At 42.0% G+C, this 16701-nt stretch carries 15 protein-coding genes and 1 tRNA gene; 13 read left to right on the top strand and 3 right to left on the bottom strand.

Annotated elements, in window-relative coordinates; genetic code table 11:
* Nucleotides 1–104 precede the first annotated feature (104 nt).
* Nucleotides 105–192 (bottom strand) — tRNA-Ser (locus M1G12_RS09455).
* Nucleotides 193–353: 161 nt separating this feature from the next.
* Between M1G12_RS09455 and M1G12_RS09450 the strand changes: the two genes are divergently transcribed.
* The 4 genes from M1G12_RS09450 (at nucleotide 354) to M1G12_RS09435 (ending at nucleotide 6340) form a co-directional block, all read left to right on the top strand.
* On the top strand, nucleotides 354–1094 hold the full coding sequence (locus M1G12_RS09450) for a DeoR/GlpR family DNA-binding transcription regulator (RefSeq protein WP_000920651.1): 741 nt from the start codon (nucleotides 354–356) through the stop codon (nucleotides 1092–1094).
* Nucleotides 1091–2002, top strand: a complete 912-nt coding sequence (pfkB, locus tag M1G12_RS09445; protein WP_000640798.1) for a 1-phosphofructokinase — start codon at nucleotides 1091–1093, stop codon at nucleotides 2000–2002. The genes M1G12_RS09450 and pfkB overlap by 4 nt, the downstream gene beginning before the upstream one ends.
* Nucleotides 1999–3951, top strand: a complete 1953-nt coding sequence (locus tag M1G12_RS09440; protein ID WP_247949815.1) for a fructose-specific PTS transporter subunit EIIC — start codon at nucleotides 1999–2001, stop codon at nucleotides 3949–3951. The genes pfkB and M1G12_RS09440 overlap by 4 nt, the downstream gene beginning before the upstream one ends.
* An 85-nt stretch (nucleotides 3952–4036) precedes the next feature.
* Nucleotides 4037–6340: a DNA translocase FtsK gene (locus tag M1G12_RS09435; protein WP_345773313.1), complete on the top strand. Its 2304-nt coding sequence runs from the start codon at nucleotides 4037–4039 to the stop codon at nucleotides 6338–6340.
* Nucleotides 6341–6384: 44 nt separating this feature from the next.
* Here the strand turns inward: M1G12_RS09435 and M1G12_RS09430 are convergent, their stop codons facing one another.
* The gene (locus M1G12_RS09430) at nucleotides 6385–6816 is read right to left on the bottom strand and encodes a DUF6556 family protein (RefSeq protein ID WP_247949813.1); all 432 of its coding nucleotides are present in this window, start codon (nucleotides 6814–6816) and stop codon (nucleotides 6385–6387) included.
* Between the two features lie 137 nt (nucleotides 6817–6953).
* On the opposite strand from M1G12_RS09430, the gene M1G12_RS09425 reads away from it, so the two are divergent.
* From M1G12_RS09425 to M1G12_RS09385, 9 genes are all read left to right on the top strand, one after another.
* Nucleotides 6954–8096: a cysteine desulfurase family protein gene (locus M1G12_RS09425; protein WP_247949812.1), complete on the top strand. Its 1143-nt coding sequence runs from the start codon at nucleotides 6954–6956 to the stop codon at nucleotides 8094–8096.
* 8 nt (nucleotides 8097–8104) lie between these two features.
* Complete coding sequence (thiI, locus tag M1G12_RS09420; RefSeq protein ID WP_247949811.1) at nucleotides 8105–9319, top strand: tRNA uracil 4-sulfurtransferase ThiI; 1215 nt, start codon at nucleotides 8105–8107, stop codon at nucleotides 9317–9319.
* A gap of 138 nt (nucleotides 9320–9457) precedes the next feature.
* A complete protein-coding gene (locus M1G12_RS09415; RefSeq protein WP_247942589.1) occupies nucleotides 9458–10282 on the top strand; it encodes an alpha/beta hydrolase in 825 nt (274 codons plus the stop codon).
* Nucleotides 10283–10302: 20 nt separating this feature from the next.
* Nucleotides 10303–11043: an esterase family protein gene (locus M1G12_RS09410; RefSeq protein WP_247942590.1), complete on the top strand. Its 741-nt coding sequence runs from the start codon at nucleotides 10303–10305 to the stop codon at nucleotides 11041–11043.
* Nucleotides 11044–11055: 12 nt separating this feature from the next.
* Nucleotides 11056–12222, top strand: a complete 1167-nt coding sequence (locus M1G12_RS09405; RefSeq protein WP_247949810.1) for an ATP-grasp domain-containing protein — start codon at nucleotides 11056–11058, stop codon at nucleotides 12220–12222.
* Nucleotides 12223–12380: 158 nt separating this feature from the next.
* Nucleotides 12381–13250, top strand: a complete 870-nt coding sequence (gene gla, locus M1G12_RS09400; RefSeq protein WP_049491488.1) for an aquaglyceroporin Gla — start codon at nucleotides 12381–12383, stop codon at nucleotides 13248–13250.
* A 123-nt stretch (nucleotides 13251–13373) separates the two neighbouring features.
* Nucleotides 13374–14099, top strand: a complete 726-nt coding sequence (locus tag M1G12_RS09395) for a CppA family protein (protein ID WP_084865389.1) — start codon at nucleotides 13374–13376, stop codon at nucleotides 14097–14099.
* Nucleotides 14096–15031: a serine hydrolase domain-containing protein gene (locus M1G12_RS09390; protein WP_247949809.1), complete on the top strand. Its 936-nt coding sequence runs from the start codon at nucleotides 14096–14098 to the stop codon at nucleotides 15029–15031. Before M1G12_RS09395 ends, M1G12_RS09390 begins: the two co-directional genes overlap by 4 nt.
* Before the next feature lie 8 nt (nucleotides 15032–15039).
* On the top strand, nucleotides 15040–15936 hold the full coding sequence (locus tag M1G12_RS09385) for a DMT family transporter (protein ID WP_084952955.1): 897 nt from the start codon (nucleotides 15040–15042) through the stop codon (nucleotides 15934–15936).
* Between the two features lie 41 nt (nucleotides 15937–15977).
* On the opposite strand, the gene M1G12_RS09380 is transcribed toward M1G12_RS09385, so the two are convergent.
* Nucleotides 15978–16676: a GntR family transcriptional regulator gene (locus M1G12_RS09380; RefSeq protein ID WP_084889273.1), complete on the bottom strand. Its 699-nt coding sequence runs from the start codon at nucleotides 16674–16676 to the stop codon at nucleotides 15978–15980.
* Nucleotides 16677–16701: the final 25 nt, after the last annotated feature.

Below are 16701 nucleotides of genomic sequence, written 5' to 3'. Positions count from 1 at the left end.
AAAAGGACTTAGCCCTGTACAATACAGAACTAAATCCTTTGCTTAAATTAATTGTCTAACTTTTTGGGGTCAGTACATTTCTTGGGTATCTTTTTTAAAATAAACGGAAGACATGGGATTCGAACCCACGCACGCTATTACACGCCTACCGCGTTTCCAACACGGCCTCTTAAGCCTCTTGAGTAATCTTCCAATACTTACTCAAATAGTCTACCATAAAGCCTCTTATCTTGCAATAAAAATTCTGGAAACAAGAAAAATGATAGTTTTTGAAAGAAAATGACAAAAAATGCTTGACTTTGAAAGAAAGTGTGATAGAATGAATAGTGTAAACGATAACAGGAGGTGATTCAGTGTTAAAAACAGAGCGGAAGCAACTGATTCTAGAGGAGTTAAATCAACATCATGTAGTTTCTCTAGAAAAATTAGTTAGTTTGCTAGAAACGTCAGAATCAACGGTTCGAAGAGATTTGGATGAGTTGGAAGCGGAAAACAAGCTTCGTCGCGTGCATGGTGGAGCAGAATTGCCCCATTCCTTGCAGGAAGAAGAAACCATTCAAGAAAAATCTGTCAAAAACCTTCAAGAGAAGAAGTTGCTAGCTCAGAAGGCGGCCTCTCTCATCAAGGAACAAGATGTCATCTTTATTGATGCTGGAACAACAACTGCTTTTTTGATCCATGAATTGGTCAATAAGAATATTACTGTTGTGACGAATTCGATTCACCATGCCGCACAGTTGGTTGAAAAGCAGATTCCAACTGTCATGGTTGGAGGAAGTGTCAAGATGGCTACAGATGCTAGCATCGGGGGCGTTGCTCTTAACCAGATTAACCAATTGCACTTTGACCGTGCCTTTATCGGGATGAATGGTGTGGACGATGGTTATTATACGACTCCTGATATGGAGGAGGGGGCTGTGAAGCGTGCTATTTTGGAGAATGCCAAACAGACCTATGTCTTGGTGGATTCGTCTAAGATTGGACAAACTTGCTTTGCCAAGGTAGCTCCACTCAAACGAGCTATTGTTATCACAAGTCAAGGGCATGAGCTCTTGCAGGCTATTAAGGAGAAAACGGAGGTAATAGAAGTATGATTTATACAGTCACACTCAATCCATCTATTGATTATATCGTTCGTTTGGACCAAGTCCAAGTCGGTAGTGTCAATCGAATGGATAGTGATGATAAGTTTGCTGGTGGGAAAGGAATCAATGTCAGCCGTGTCTTGAAACGTTTGGATATACCAAATACAGCGACGGGATTTATCGGAGGCTTTACTGGTAAATTTATCACAGATACCCTTGCAGAGGAAGAAATCGAGACATGTTTTGTCCAAGTGGCAGAAGATACTCGTATCAATGTTAAAATCAAAGCAGACCAAGAAACAGAAATCAACGGAACCGGTCCAAATGTCGAACCAGCTCAGCTAGAAGAATTGAAAGCTATTTTATCTAGTCTGACAGCAGAAGATACGGTTGTCTTTGCGGGTTCGAGTGCTAAAAACCTAGGAAATGTTATCTACAAGGATTTGATTGCCTTGACACGCAAGACTGGTGCGCAAGTCGTTTGTGACTTTGAAGGACAGACCTTGATTGATAGTTTGGACTATCAGCCACTTTTGGTCAAACCAAATAATCACGAGCTTGGAGCTATCTTTGGAGTGAAACTCGAAAGTTTAGATGAAATCGAGAACTATGCTCGTCAGTTACTGGCCAAAGGAGCTCAAAACGTCATTATCTCCATGGCTGGCGACGGTGCCCTTCTTGTCACATCTGAGGGAGCTTACTTCGCAAAACCTATCAAGGGAACAGTCAAAAATTCAGTTGGTGCTGGTGATTCTATGGTTGCCGGATTCACAGGTGAATTTGTCAAATCAAAAGACGCAGTAGAAGCCTTCAAATGGGGAGTTGCTTGTGGAACGGCAACTACCTTCTCGGATGACTTGGCAACAGCAGAATTTATTAAAGAAACATATGAAAAAGTTGAGGTAGAAAAACGATGAAAATTCAAGACCTATTGAGAAAAGATGTTATGTTGCTGGATTTGCAAGCAACTGAAAAAACAGCTGTCATCGACGAGATGATTAAAAGTTTGACAGACCACGGTTATGTGACAGATTTTGAAACCTTTAAAGAAGGAATTTTGGCGCGTGAAGCTCTCACTTCTACAGGTTTGGGTGATGGTATCGCAATGCCTCACAGCAAAAATGCTGCTGTCAAAGAAGCGACAGTTCTCTTTGCCAAGTCAAACAAGGGTGTTGACTACGAGAGCTTGGATGGACAATCAACTGACCTCTTCTTTATGATTGCAGCTCCAGAAGGTGCCAATGATACTCACTTGGCAGCCTTGGCAGAATTGTCTCAATACTTGATGAAAGACGGTTTTGCTGACAAACTTCGTCAAGTAACATCAGCTGACCAAGTTATCGAACTTTTTGACCAAGCTTCAGAAAAATCTGAGGAGCCAGCTCAAGCTCCTGCAAATGACTCTGATGACTTCATCGTAGCTGTTACAGCTTGTACAACAGGTATTGCCCACACTTACATGGCCCAAGAAGCCCTTCAAAAAGTGGCTGCTGAAATGGGGGTTGGTATCAAGGTCGAAACTAACGGTGCTAGCGGTGTTGGAAACCAACTAACTGCTGAAGACATCCGTAAGGCTAAAGCTGTTATTATCGCAGCAGACAAGGCAGTTGAAATGGATCGTTTCGACGGTAAACCATTAATCAATCGTCCAGTTGCTGACGGTATCCGTAAGACAGAAGAGTTGATTAAGTTGGCTCTTTCAGGAGATGCTGAAGTCTACCGTGCCGCTAATGGAGCCAAAGCTGCAACAGCCTCTAACGAAAAACAAAGCCTTGGTGGTGCCTTCTACAAACACTTGATGAGTGGTGTATCACAAATGTTGCCATTTGTTATTGGCGGTGGTATTATGATTGCCCTTGCCTTCTTGATTGACGGTGCTTTGGGTGTTCCAAATGAAAACCTTGGCAATCTTGGTTCTTACCATGAGTTAGCTTCTATGTTCATGAAAATTGGTGGTGCAGCCTTTGGATTGATGCTCCCAGTCTTTGCAGGTTATGTTGCCTACTCTATCGCTGAAAAACCAGGTTTGGTAGCGGGTTTTGTGGCTGGTGCTATTGCTAAAGAAGGTTTTGCCTTTGGTAAAATCCCTTATGCAGCAGGTGGTGAAGCAACTTCAACTCTTGCAGGTGTCTCATCTGGTTTCCTAGGTGCCCTTGTTGGTGGATTTATCGCAGGTGCTTTAGTTCTTGCTATCAAGAAATACGTTAAAGTTCCTCGTTCACTTGAAGGTGCAAAATCAATCCTTCTCTTGCCACTTCTTGGAACAATCTTGACTGGATTTGTCATGCTAGCTGTTAACATCCCAATGGCAGCAATCAACACTGCTATGAATGACTTCCTAGGCGGTCTTGGAGGCGGTTCAGCTGTCCTTCTTGGTATCGTCCTTGGTGGAATGATGGCTGTTGACATGGGTGGACCAGTTAACAAAGCTGCCTATGTCTTTGGTACAGGTACGCTTGCAGCAACTGTTTCTTCAGGTGGTTCTGTTGCTATGGCAGCAGTTATGGCTGGAGGAATGGTGCCACCACTTGCAATCTTTGTTGCCACTCTTCTCTTTAAAGACAAATTTACTAAGGAAGAACGCAACTCTGGTTTGACAAACATCATCATGGGCTTGTCATTTATCACTGAGGGAGCGATTCCGTTTGGTGCAGCTGACCCAGCTCGTGCGATCCCAAGCTTCATCCTTGGTTCAGCAGTAGCAGGTGGACTCGTTGGTCTTACTGGTATCAAACTCATGGCGCCACACGGAGGAATCTTCGTTATCGCCCTTACTTCTAATGCTCTCCTTTACCTCGTTTCTGTCTTAGTAGGAGCAATTGTAAGTGGTGTGGTCTATGGTTACCTACGCAAACCACAAGCATAAAAAATAGAAAAATGAAAAGATTGTACCGTTTGGTGCAGTCTTTTTCTCTTTCCGAAATGCCTGTGAAATATGGTATAATAGAAGAATGGCAAACAAGAATACAAGTAAAACAAGACGAAGACCGTCTAAAGCAGAACTCGAAAGAAAAGAAGCGATTCAACGAATGTTGATTTCGTTGGGAATCGCACTTTTATTGATTTTCGCAGCTTTTAAATTAGGAGCTGCAGGTATCACCCTTTACAATTTAATACGCTTGCTGGTGGGGAGCCTAGCTTATCTGGCAATATTTGGCATCCTGCTCTACCTCTTCTTTTTCAAGTGGATACGAAAACAGGAAGGGCTCCTATCTGGCTTTTTCACCATATTTGCTGGCTTGCTCTTGATTTTTGAGGCCTACTTAGTTTGGAAATATGGTTTGGACAAGTCTGTTCTAAAGGGAACCATGGCTCAGGTTGTGACGGATTTGACTGGTTTTCGAACGACCAGTTTTGCTGGAGGGGGCTTGATTGGGGTCGCTCTTTATATTCCAACCGCTTTTCTCTTTTCAAATATCGGTACTTACTTTATTGGTTCTATTTTGATTTTAGTGGGTGCCCTCCTGATCAGTCCTTGGTCTGTTTACGATATTGCGGAATTTTTCAGTAGAGGCTTTGCTAAATGGCGGGAAGGGCATGAGCGTCGAAAAGAGGAACGCTTTGTCAAACAAGAAGAAAAAGCTCGTCAAAAGGCTGAGGAAGAGGCTAGATTAGAACAAGAAGAGGCTGAAAAAGCCTTACTCGATTTGCCTCCTGTTGATATGGAAACGGGTGAAATTCTGACTGATGATGTTGTGCTTGACGCTCCACCTTTTCCAGAAGAAGACTGGGTGGAACCAGAAATCATTCTACCTCAAGCTGAACTTGAATTCCCTGAACAAGAAGAAAAATTGGACGATGAAGATGTTCAGGTCGATTTTTCAGCCAAGGAAGCCCTTGAATACAAACTTCCAAGCTTACAACTCTTCGCCCCAGATAAACCAAAAGACCAGTCTAAAGAGAAGAAAATCGTTCGGGAAAATATCAAAATCCTAGAAGAAACCTTTGCTAGCTTTGGTATCAAGGTAACGGTTGAACGGGCTGAAATTGGACCATCAGTAACCAAGTATGAAGTCAAGCCAGCAGTGGGTGTACGGGTCAACCGCATTTCCAATCTAGCAGATGACCTCGCTCTAGCCTTGGCAGCCAAGGATGTCCGGATTGAAGCACCTATCCCAGGGAAATCCTTAGTCGGAATCGAAGTACCTAACTCTGAGATTGCGACAGTTTCTTTCCGCGAACTATGGGAACAATCTCAAACGAAAGCAGAAAATCTCTTGGAAATTCCTCTAGGAAAGGCGGTTAATGGAACCGCAAGAGCTTTTGACCTTTCTAAAATGCCCCACTTACTCGTCGCAGGTTCAACGGGTTCAGGGAAGTCAGTAGCTGTTAACGGCATTATCGCCAGCATCCTCATGAAGGCGAGACCCGACCAGGTCAAGTTTATGATGGTCGATCCCAAGATGGTTGAGTTGTCTGTTTACAATGATATTCCCCACCTCTTGATTCCAGTTGTGACCAATCCACGCAAAGCCAGCAAGGCCCTGCAAAAGGTTGTGGATGAAATGGAAAACCGTTATGAACTCTTTGCCAAGGTAGGAGTCCGTAATATTGCAGGCTTTAATGCCAAGGTAGAAGAGTTTAATACTCAATCTGAGTATAAGCAGATTCCGCTACCGCTCATTGTTGTGATTGTAGATGAGTTGGCTGACCTCATGATGGTGGCCAGCAAGGAAGTGGAAGATGCCATCATTCGTCTCGGACAGAAGGCGCGTGCTGCAGGTATCCACATGATTCTTGCAACCCAGCGTCCATCCGTTGATGTCATTTCTGGTCTGATCAAGGCCAATGTCCCATCTCGTGTCGCTTTCGCAGTTTCATCAGGAACAGACTCCCGTACTATTTTAGATGAAAATGGAGCTGAGAAACTGCTTGGTCGAGGAGATATGCTCTTTAAACCGATTGATGAAAATCATCCAGTTCGTCTCCAAGGATCCTTTATCTCGGATGATGATGTTGAACGCATCGTAAACTTTATCAAGGCTCAGGCAGATGCGGACTACGATGAGAGTTTTGATCCAGGTGAGGTTTCTGAAAATGAAGGTGAATTCTCAGATGGTGAAACTGGTGGAGATCCGCTTTTTGAAGAAGCCAAGGCTTTGGTAATCGAAACTCAGAAAGCTAGCGCATCTATGATTCAGCGTCGTTTGTCAGTTGGATTTAACCGTGCGACCCGTCTCATGGAAGAGCTTGAGATGGCAGGTGTCATTGGTCCAGCTGAAGGTACCAAACCAAGAAAAGTTTTACAACAATAAAAAAATAGCTTCTTTCCAAGTTTGGAAGGAGGCTATTTTAGTGATTATTGATTAGTTTTATTTTCCGAAGTTGGACTATTGGACTGTTTTTCATTTTCAGTAGCAGGTTTACTTGGAGTAGGAGCAGGAGTAGTAGAGTCCTGAGTTGCTGTTTTCTGCTCTTCTTTTTTCTCTTCCTTGACGCTAGCTTTTGGTGTTTCCTCTTGCTGTGTTTTTTCTTGAGAAGTGTTATTTTCCTTATTGGGACTAGTATTTTCCTGAGGGGCTTCTTTTTGAATTTCCTTGACAACAGTTGTTTGGGTTGTCGTCGGTTCTTTTTTGTTGTTTTTGTTATTATCCATGGCGTTCATGATGGTAATAGTAGCGGTGATGAGACCAAGGATACTACCGATGGTAGCAATCGTTTTTTGAAAGACAGTAAAGCCCTTTTTGATGTGTTCTGTTTTTGGTTTTGAAGTTCTACGATAGTTAGACATGATACTCTCCTTTAATTATGATTTATTATACCTCATTTCTTTAAAAAAATCTTAAAAAAAGAGAAACCTCCCTTTCTTGTCGCAGGTCTCTTTTCGTGATACAATAGAAGGAGTGATTTTAGAAAGCGTGAGAAAACATGATCTACTTTGATAATTCGGCGACAACCAAGCCTTATCCTGAAGCACTTGAAACTTATATGCAGGTCGCTTCAAAAATTTTAGGAAATCCATCTAGCCTCCATCGTTTAGGAGACCAGGCAACACGAATCTTAGATGCTTCGCGCCAACAGATTGCAGATTTAATCGGTAAGAAAAGTGAGGAAATCTTCTTTACTTCTGGTGGAACAGAAGGGGATAACTGGGTCATCAAGGGTGTGGCCTTTGAAAAAGCCCAGTTTGGTAAGCACATCATTGTATCAGCCATTGAACATCCAGCAGTTAAGGAATCAGCCCTCTGGTTGAAAAGTCAAGGGTTTGAGGTGGATTTTGCTCCAGTTGATAACAAAGGATTTGTGGATGTTGAAGCGTTAGCAGATTTGATAAGACCTGATACGACCCTCGTTTCCGTCATGGCTGTGAACAATGAAATCGGTTCTGTTCAGCCCATTGGGGCTATTTCAGAACTGTTAGCAGACAAGCCGACTATTTCCTTCCACGTTGATGCGGTTCAGGCGCTTGCCAAGATTCCGACTGAAAAGTATCTGACAGAACGAGTGGATTTCGCGACTTTCTCTGGTCACAAGTTCCACGGAGTTCGTGGTGTTGGTTTTGTCTATATCAAGTCTGGCAAGAAGATTACGCCTCTTTTAACAGGTGGTGGTCAGGAACGTGATTACCGTTCGACAACTGAAAATGTGGCAGGAATTGCAGCGACAGCCAAGGCTCTCCGTTTATCTATGGAAAAGCTAGATATCTTTACTAGTAAGACAGGGCAGATGAAGGCAGTGATTCGTCAAGCACTTCTGGACTATCCAGATATTTTTGTCTTTTCAGATGAGGAAGACTTTGCTCCTCATATTCTGACTTTTGGAATCAAGGGTGTTCGTGGTGAAGTCATCGTTCACGCCTTTGAAGACTATGATATTTTCATCTCAACGACCTCTGCTTGTTCGTCCAAGGCTGGGAAACCTGCAGGAACCCTGATTGCCATGGGAGTGGATAAAGATAAGGCCCAGTCAGCTGTGCGTCTTAGCCTAGACCTTGAAAATGATATGAGTCAGGTCGAGCAGTTTTTGACCAAGTTAAAATTGATTTACAATCAAACTAGAAAAGTAAGATAGGAGCATTTATGCAGTATTCAGAAATTATGATTCGCTACGGTGAGCTGTCAACCAAGGGCAAAAACCGTATGCGTTTCATCAATAAACTTCGCAATAATATTTCAGACGTCTTGTCTATCTATCCCCAAGTTAAGGTAACAGCAGATCGCGACCGTGCCCATGCATACCTCAATGGAGCAGATTACACAGCAGTAGCAGAATCGCTCAAACAAGTTTTTGGAATTCAAAACTTTTCTCCTGTTTATAAGGTAGAAAAATCTGTAGAAGTTTTGAAGTCTTCTGTCCAAGAGATTATGCAGGACATCTACAAGGAAGGCATGACCTTTAAAATCTCTAGTAGACGAAGCGACCATAGCTTTGAATTGGACAGTCGTGAACTTAACCAAACCCTTGGTGGTGCTGTTTTCGACGTAATTCCTACTATTCAAGCCCAGATGAAAAATCCTGATATCACTCTTCAGGTGGAGATTCGTGAGGAAGCCGCTTATCTTTCCTATGAAACCATTCGTGGAGCAGGTGGTTTGCCAGTGGGTACTTCTGGTAAGGGGATGCTCATGTTGTCAGGAGGTATTGATTCACCCGTTGCAGGTTATCTAGCTCTTAAGCGTGGGGTAGATATCGAGGCGGTTCATTTTGCCAGCCCACCTTACACGAGTCCTGGGGCTCTCAAAAAAGCCCAAGATTTGACCCGTAAATTGACCAAGTTTGGTGGAAATATCCAGTTTATCGAGGTTCCTTTTACAGAGATTCAAGAGGAAATCAAGGCTAAAGCGCCAGAAGCCTACCTCATGACCTTGACACGACGTTTTATGATGCGTATTACAGATCGTATTCGTGAGGTACGAAATGGTTTAGTTATCATCAATGGGGAAAGCCTAGGTCAAGTAGCTAGCCAGACCTTGGAAAGCATGCAGACTATCAACGCTGTGACCAGCACTCCAATCATTCGTCCCGTGGTTACTATGGATAAGTTGGAAATCATTGACATCGCTCAGGCAATCGATACCTTTGATATTTCTATCCAGCCTTTTGAAGACTGCTGTACGATTTTTGCACCTGACCGTCCTAAGACCAATCCTAAGATTAAAAATGCAGAGCAGTATGAAAAACGGATGGATGTTAAGGGCTTAGTAGAGAGAGCAGTTGCTGGAATCATGATTACTGAGATTACACCTCAAGCTGAAAAAGATGAAGTGGATGACTTGATTGACAATCTCCTCTAATTCAGAAAATCCAAAAGAATTTAGAAAAATTAAATAAAAAAGTTAGTTTTTAATCCAAAAAATGGAAGCAAAACTAACTTTTTTTCTATTTTTATGATATAATGAGATAAAATTTTGAATATAGAGAGTTTTCTGACAATGAATCAATCCTATTTTTATTTAAAAATGAAAGAACACAAACTTAAGGTTCCTTATACTGGTAAGGAACGCCGTGTACGTGTTCTTCTGCCTAAAGATTATGAGAAAGACACGGATCGTTCTTATCCTGTTGTTTACTTTCATGACGGGCAAAATGTTTTTTATAGCAAGGAGTCTTTCATTGGCCATTCATGGAAGATTATCCCAGCTATTAAGCGTAATCCTGATATCAGTCGCATGATTGTCGTCGCCATTGACAATGATGGTATGGGGCGGATGAATGAGTATGCGGCTTGGAAGTTCCAAGAATCTCCTATCCCAGGACAGCAATTTGGCGGTAAGGGCGTGGAGTATGCCGAGTTTGTTATGGAGGTGGTCAAGCCATTTATCGATGAGACCTACCGTACTAAAGCTGACAGCCAGCATACGGCTATGATTGGCTCGTCACTAGGAGGCAATATTACCCAGTTTATCGGTTTGGAATACCAAGACCAAATTGGTTGTCTAGGTGTCTTTTCATCTGCAAACTGGCTCCACCAAGAAGCCTTTAACCGCTATATCGATCGCCATAAACTATCGCCTGACCAGCGTATCTTTATCTATGTTGGAACTGAAGAAGCAGATGATACGGACAAGACCCTGATGGCTGGTAATATCAAACAAGCCTATATCGATTCGTCTCTTCGATATTACCATGATTTGATAGCAGGTGGGGTGCACTTAGATAATCTTGTCTTGAAAGTTCAGTCTGGTGCCATCCATAGTGAAATCCCTTGGTCGGAGAATTTACCAGACTGTCTGAGATTTTTTGCAGAGAAATGGTAAGTTAAGAAAGGAGAAAGCCAATGCATATTGAAAACCTCAGTCACTGGAGTGGTCACCTCAACCGTGAAATGTACCTTAACCGTTATGGACATGCTGGGATTCCAGTTGTGGTCTTTGCTTCGTCAGGTGGTAGTCACAACGAATACTATGATTTTGGCATGATTGACGCCTGTGCTTCCTTTATAGAGGAAGGTCGTGTCCAGTTCTTCACACTATCCAGTGTTGACAGTGAGAGTTGGTTAGCCACTTGGAAAAACAGTCATGACCAAGCGGAGATGCATCGTGCCTACGAACGCTATGTGATTGAGGAGGCCATTCCTTTTATCAAGCACAAGACAGGATGGTTCGATGGCATGATGACGACAGGTTGCTCGATGGGCGCCTATCATGCACTCAATTTCTTTCTCCAGCATCCAGATGTCTTTACCAAGGTGATTGCTCTCAGTGGTGTTTACGATGCACGTTTCTTTGTCGGCGATTACTACAATGACGATGCCATTTACCAAAACTCACCAGTAGATTATATTTGGAACCAGAATGACGGCTGGTTTATTGACCGTTATCGTCAGGCAGAGATTGTGCTGTGTACGGGGCTTGGAGCCTGGGAACAAGACGGTTTACCATCCTTTTTCAAGCTCAAAGAAGCCTTTGACCAGAAACAAATTCCAGCCTGGTTTGCTGAATGGGGACATGATGTCGCTCACGACTGGGAATGGTGGCGCAAACAAATGCCTTATTTCCTTGGCAATCTCTATTTATAAAAGGAGTTACCTATGAATTACCTTGTTATTTCTCCCTACTATCCACAAAACTTTCAACAGTTTACCATTGAACTAGCTAATAAAGGCATCACCGTCTTGGGAATTGGTCAGGAACCTTACGAGCAATTGGATGAACCTTTACGCAATAGCCTGACCGAGTATTTCCGTGTAGATAATCTTGAGAACATAGATGAAGTCAAACGTGCAGTTGCTTTTCTCTTTTATAAACATGGCCCAATTGACCGCATTGAATCCCACAATGAATATTGGTTAGAGTTGGACGCAAGTCTTCGTGAGCAATTCAATGTTTTTGGTGCCAAACCAGAGGATCTCAAAAAGACGAAATTTAAGTCTGAAATGAAGAAACTCTTCAAAAAAGCAGGTGTCCCCGTGGTACCTGGAGCTGTTATCAAGACGGAAGCAAATGTGGATCAAGCTGTGAATGAAATCGGCCTTCCAATGATTGCCAAACCTGACAATGGAGTGGGAGCAGCCGCGACCTTTAAGCTTGAAACAGAAGACGATATCAATCACTTCAAGCAAGAATGGGACCATTCGACCGTTTATTTCTTTGAAAAATTTGTCACTTCCAGCGAAATCTGTACCTTTGATGGTCTTGTGGATAAGGACGGAAAAATTGTCTTTTCAACAACCTTTGACTACGCCTATACACCGCTGGATCTCATGATTTACAAGATGGACAATTCCTACTATGTGCTCAAGGATATGGATCCTAAACTGCGCAAATATGGTGAAGCGATTGTTAAGGAATTTGGTATGAAAGAACGTTTTTTCCATATCGAGTTCTTCCGTGAAGGGGATGATTATATTGCCATCGAGTACAATAACCGCCCTGCAGGTGGTTTCACCATTGATGTTTATAACTTTGCTCATTCCTTGGACCTCTATCGTGGCTATGCAGCCATTGTCGCAGGAGAAGAGTTCCCAGCGTCAGATTTTGAAGCTCAGTATTGTTTGGCTACATCACGCCGTGCAAATGCTCACTATGTCTATTCTGAGGAGGATTTGCTTGCCAAATACAGTCAGCAGTTCAAGGTTAAAAAAATCATGCCAGCGGCCTTCGCAGAACTTCAAGGAGATTACCTTTATATGCTGACGACTCCGAGTCGACAAGAAATGGAGCAGATGATTGCAGATTTCGGACAACGTCAAGAATAAGAACTCTCGGATTAAGGAAATGCACCTCCTTAATCCTTTTGTTTTTTATAAGAAATAAAATCGCTTTCTTATATATTCTTTTAGAAAACCTGTTGCTAAAAGATATAAAAATTGATAGAATAAGGATTGTCTAAAAAATTTTAAGGAGAATCTATCAAATGGATTTCACATGGGCAATTAAATATGCCACTGAATTTTTGGGAACTGCTATTTTGATCATTCTTGGAAATGGTGCAGTTGCCAACGTTGAACTTAAAGGTACGAAAGGTCACCAAAGTGGCTGGATCGTTATCGCTGTTGGTTATGGTATGGGGGTTATGATCCCAGCATTAATGTTTGGTAACGTATCTGGAAACCACATTAACCCAGCCTTCACTCTTGGCCTTGCAATCAGCGGTCTTTTCCCTTGGGCACAAGTTGCGCCTTATATCATCGCACAAGTTTTGGGTGCTATCTTTGGTCAAGCCTTGGTTGTGGCAACACACCGCCCATACTACTTGAAAACTGAAAATCCAAACAACATTTTGGGTACTTTCTCAACAATTTCAAGTTTGGATAATGGTACAAAAGAATCACATTTTGCAGCAACTGTTAATGGTTTTGTAAATGAGTTTGTTGGATCATTTGTTCTTTTCTTTGCAGCCCTTGGAATGACTAAAAACTTCTTTGGTTCTGAAGTGCTTCAATATATGAAACAAATGGCTAGTCAAGCAGGTCAAAATGTTGACTTTTCTGATTTAGCAATCAAAGCCCAAGTAGCACCACATACTGCTTCAGGACTTTCAGTAGCTCACTTGGCACTTGGATTCCTTGTTATGGCCTTGGTAACATCACTTGGTGGACCTACAGGACCTGCCTTGAACCCAGCCCGTGACTTGGGGCCACGTCTCCTTCATGCTTTCCTTCCAAAATCAGTTCTTGGTGAGCACAAAGGCGATTCAAAATGGTGGTACTCTTGGGTACCAGTAGTAGCACCGATTGCAGCAGCAATTGCGGCAGTAGCTATCTTCAAATTCCTTTACCTATAAGAAATTGAAACCGAGGAAATCCTCGGTTTTTTAGATGAAATTTTACGAAAAAAAGGTAAATCTGAGCATAATTTCTTGTAAAAAATTCTAAAATCCTTTAAAATAAAAGAGTTGGAGGAATTTATGAATGTAAATCAGATTGTACGGATTATTCCTACTTTAAAAGTTAATAATAGAAAATTAAATGAAACATTTTATATAGAAACCCTTGGCATGAAGGCCTTGTTAGAAGAGTCAGCCTTTCTATCACTAGGTGATCAAACAGGTCTAGAAAAGCTGGTTTTAGAAGAAGCTCCAAGTATGCGCACTCGTAAGGTAGAGGGAAGAAAAAAACTAGCTAGATTGATTGTCAAAGTGGAAAATCCCTTAGAAATTGAAGGACTCTTATCTAAAACAGATTCGATTCATCAATTATATAAAGGTCAAAACGGCTACGCTTTTGAAATTTACTCTCCAGAAGATGATTTGGTTTTGATTCATGCGGAAGATGACAGAGAAAATCTAGTAGAAGTAGGAGAAAAACCTGAATTTCAAACAGATCTGGAGTCAATTTCTTTAAGTAAATTTGAGATTTCTATGGAATTACATTTTCCAACTGATATCGAAAGTTTCTTGGAATCATCTGAAATTGGGGCATCACTTGATTTTATCCCAGCTCAGGGGCAAGATTTGACTGTGGACAATACGGTTACTTGGGACTTGTCTATGCTCAAGTTCTTGGTCAATGAACTAGATATAGCAAGTCTTCGCCAGAAGTTTGAGTCTACCGAATATTTTATTCCTAAGTCTGAAAAATTCTTCCTTGGTAAAGATAGAAATAATGTTGAATTGTGGTTTGAAGAAGTATGAAGTGGACCAAGATTATTAAAAAAATAGAAGAACAAATCGAGGCAGGGATTTATCCTGGAGCCTCTTTTGCGTATTTTAAGGGCAATAAATGGACGGAGTTCTATTTAGGACAGAGTGCCCCAGAGCATGGCTTGGATACTGAGCCAGGACTGGTTTATGACCTAGCCAGTGTCAGCAAGGTTGTTGGGGTAGGTACCGTTTTTACCTTCTTGTGGGAAAAAGGTCAACTAGATATTGACAGACCGGTAACAGATTTTTTAGCTGAGAGTGATTATCCAGACATCACTATTCGCCAGCTCTTAACTCACGCTACAGACCTTGATCCGTTTATTCCCAATCGTGATCTTTTAACAGCACATGAATTAAAGGAAGCTATGTTTCATCTCAAGAGGCGAAATCAGCCAGCCTTTCTTTATTCGGATGTCCATTTTTTGCTGTTAGGTTTTATCTTGGAAAGAATCTTTAATCAAGACTTGGATGTGATTTTACAGGAGCAAGTTTGGAATCTTTGGGGAATGACGGAAACCCAATTTGGACCTGTTGAGCTTGCTGTTCCGACAGTTAGAGGTGTAGAGGCTGGTGTGGTACATGATCCCAAGGCTCGTCTCCTGGGCAGACATGCTGGTAGTGCTGGTTTATTTTCGACTGTAAAGGATTTACAAATCTTTTTAGAACACTATTTAGCAGATGATTTTGCAAGAGATTTGAGTCAAAATTTTTCTCCTTTGGATGACAAGGAACGTTCTTTGGCATGGAATTTGGAAGGAGATTGGCTAGACCATACGGGCTATACAGGTACCTTTATCATGTGGAATCGTCAGAAGCAAGAAGCGGCTATTTTTCTATCGAATCGTATCTATGAAAAGGATGAGAGGGCTCAATGGATTGTAGACCGCAATCAAGTGATGGACTTGATTCGCAAAGAAGAGTAAGGAGAGACATGTCAAACAGTTTAAAAGGGACTCTATTAACAGTTGTGGCTGGTATTGCTTGGGGCTTGTCAGGAACGAGTGGCCAATACCTGATGGCGCACGGAATTTCGGCTCTGGTTTTGACCAACTTGCGTCTTTTAATCGCTGGTGGGATTCTCATGTTCTTGGCTTATGTTACTGCAAAGGATAAAATGCTGGCCTTTTTAACGGATAAGAAGAGTTTGCTGTCTCTTCTTATTTTTGCTCTAATTGGCCTCTTCCTCAATCAATTTGCCTATCTAACTTCTATTCAGGAAACCAATGCAGGAACCGCGACGGTGCTTCAGTATGTTTGTCCTGTTGGGATTTTGATTTATAGCTGTATCAAGGATAAGGTGGCACCGACACTGGGAGAGATTATTTCCATCATATTAGCCATTGGAGGTACCTTCCTGATTGCCACTCATGGGCAGTTGGACCAGTTATCCATGACACCTGCAGGCCTATTCTGGGGTCTCTTTTCTGCTCTGACTTACGCCCTTTATATCATTTTGCCCATAGTCTTGATTAAGAAGTGGGGGAGCAGTTTGGTCATTGGTGTGGGAATGGTCATAGCTGGTTTGGTCGCCCTTCCTTTTACAGGGGTTCTACAGGCAACTATCCCAACAAGTCTTGATTTTCTCCTTGCGTTCGCAGGCATTATCCTTATTGGAACTGTCTTTGCCTATACAGCGTTCTTAAAAGGAGCCAGTCTGATTGGACCGGTTAAGTCAAGTTTGTTGGCTTCAATTGAGCCAATCTCGGCGGTTTTCTTTGCCTTCCTAATTATGAATGAACAATTTTATCCTATTGATTTTTTTGGTATGGCAATGATATTGTTTGCTGTAACTCTGATTTCTTTGAAAGATTTACTCTTAGAAAAATAAAAAGACTCTTTGTCCGTGACAGAGAGTTTTTGCATAGTAATCTAATTATTTTCAAGATAAAATTCAAAGCGTTCGCCTACATATTGACTTTTTACATATTCAAAAGCAGTACCATCTTCTAGGTAAGAAACCTGAGTCAAACCAAGAATAGCATGCCCTTTTTCAACTTCCAAATAGTGGGCAATTTTTTCTTTAGCAAGGCGAGCATAAATAGTCTGCTGTGATTTACCAATACGGTAGCCGTGTTTTTGCAGAGTTTGAAAGAAATGACTGGTGATTTCTTCTTTTTTAAAGTCCTTAATGAATTTTTCAGGAATCGAAGCAACTTCATAAACCAGAGGAACTTGGTCGGCATAGCGAACACGTTCCATTCGGATAATATTCTCCGTTGGAGAAATTCCTAGCTTGGCAACTTCCTGTTCATTGGGAATGGTTTTTCTGTAGGAAATGAGTTGGCTAGAGGGAATTTTGCCTTGGGACTTAACAATTTCAGTAAAACTGGTGGTCCCTCGCATCTTTTCTTGTACCCGAGTACTGGAAACAAAGGTGCCGCTTCCTACACGACGCTCTAAAACGCCTTCTTCGACTAATAGAGATACAGCTTGGCGGAGGGTCATGCGGCTGACCTCAAATTGTTCAGCCAAATCTCTTTCACTCGGCAACCTCTCACCAATGGCCCAACGATGTTCGTCAATATCCTTTTTAATCTGATCGTGGATTTTCATATAAGCAGGTAGCATATTTTTCACTTCATTTCTATCTTTT

The organism is Streptococcus mitis (assembly GCF_023110375.1).
Taxonomy (GTDB): domain Bacteria; phylum Bacillota; class Bacilli; order Lactobacillales; family Streptococcaceae; genus Streptococcus; species Streptococcus mitis_CI.
This window is presented reverse-complemented; position numbering and strand designations above follow the sequence as displayed.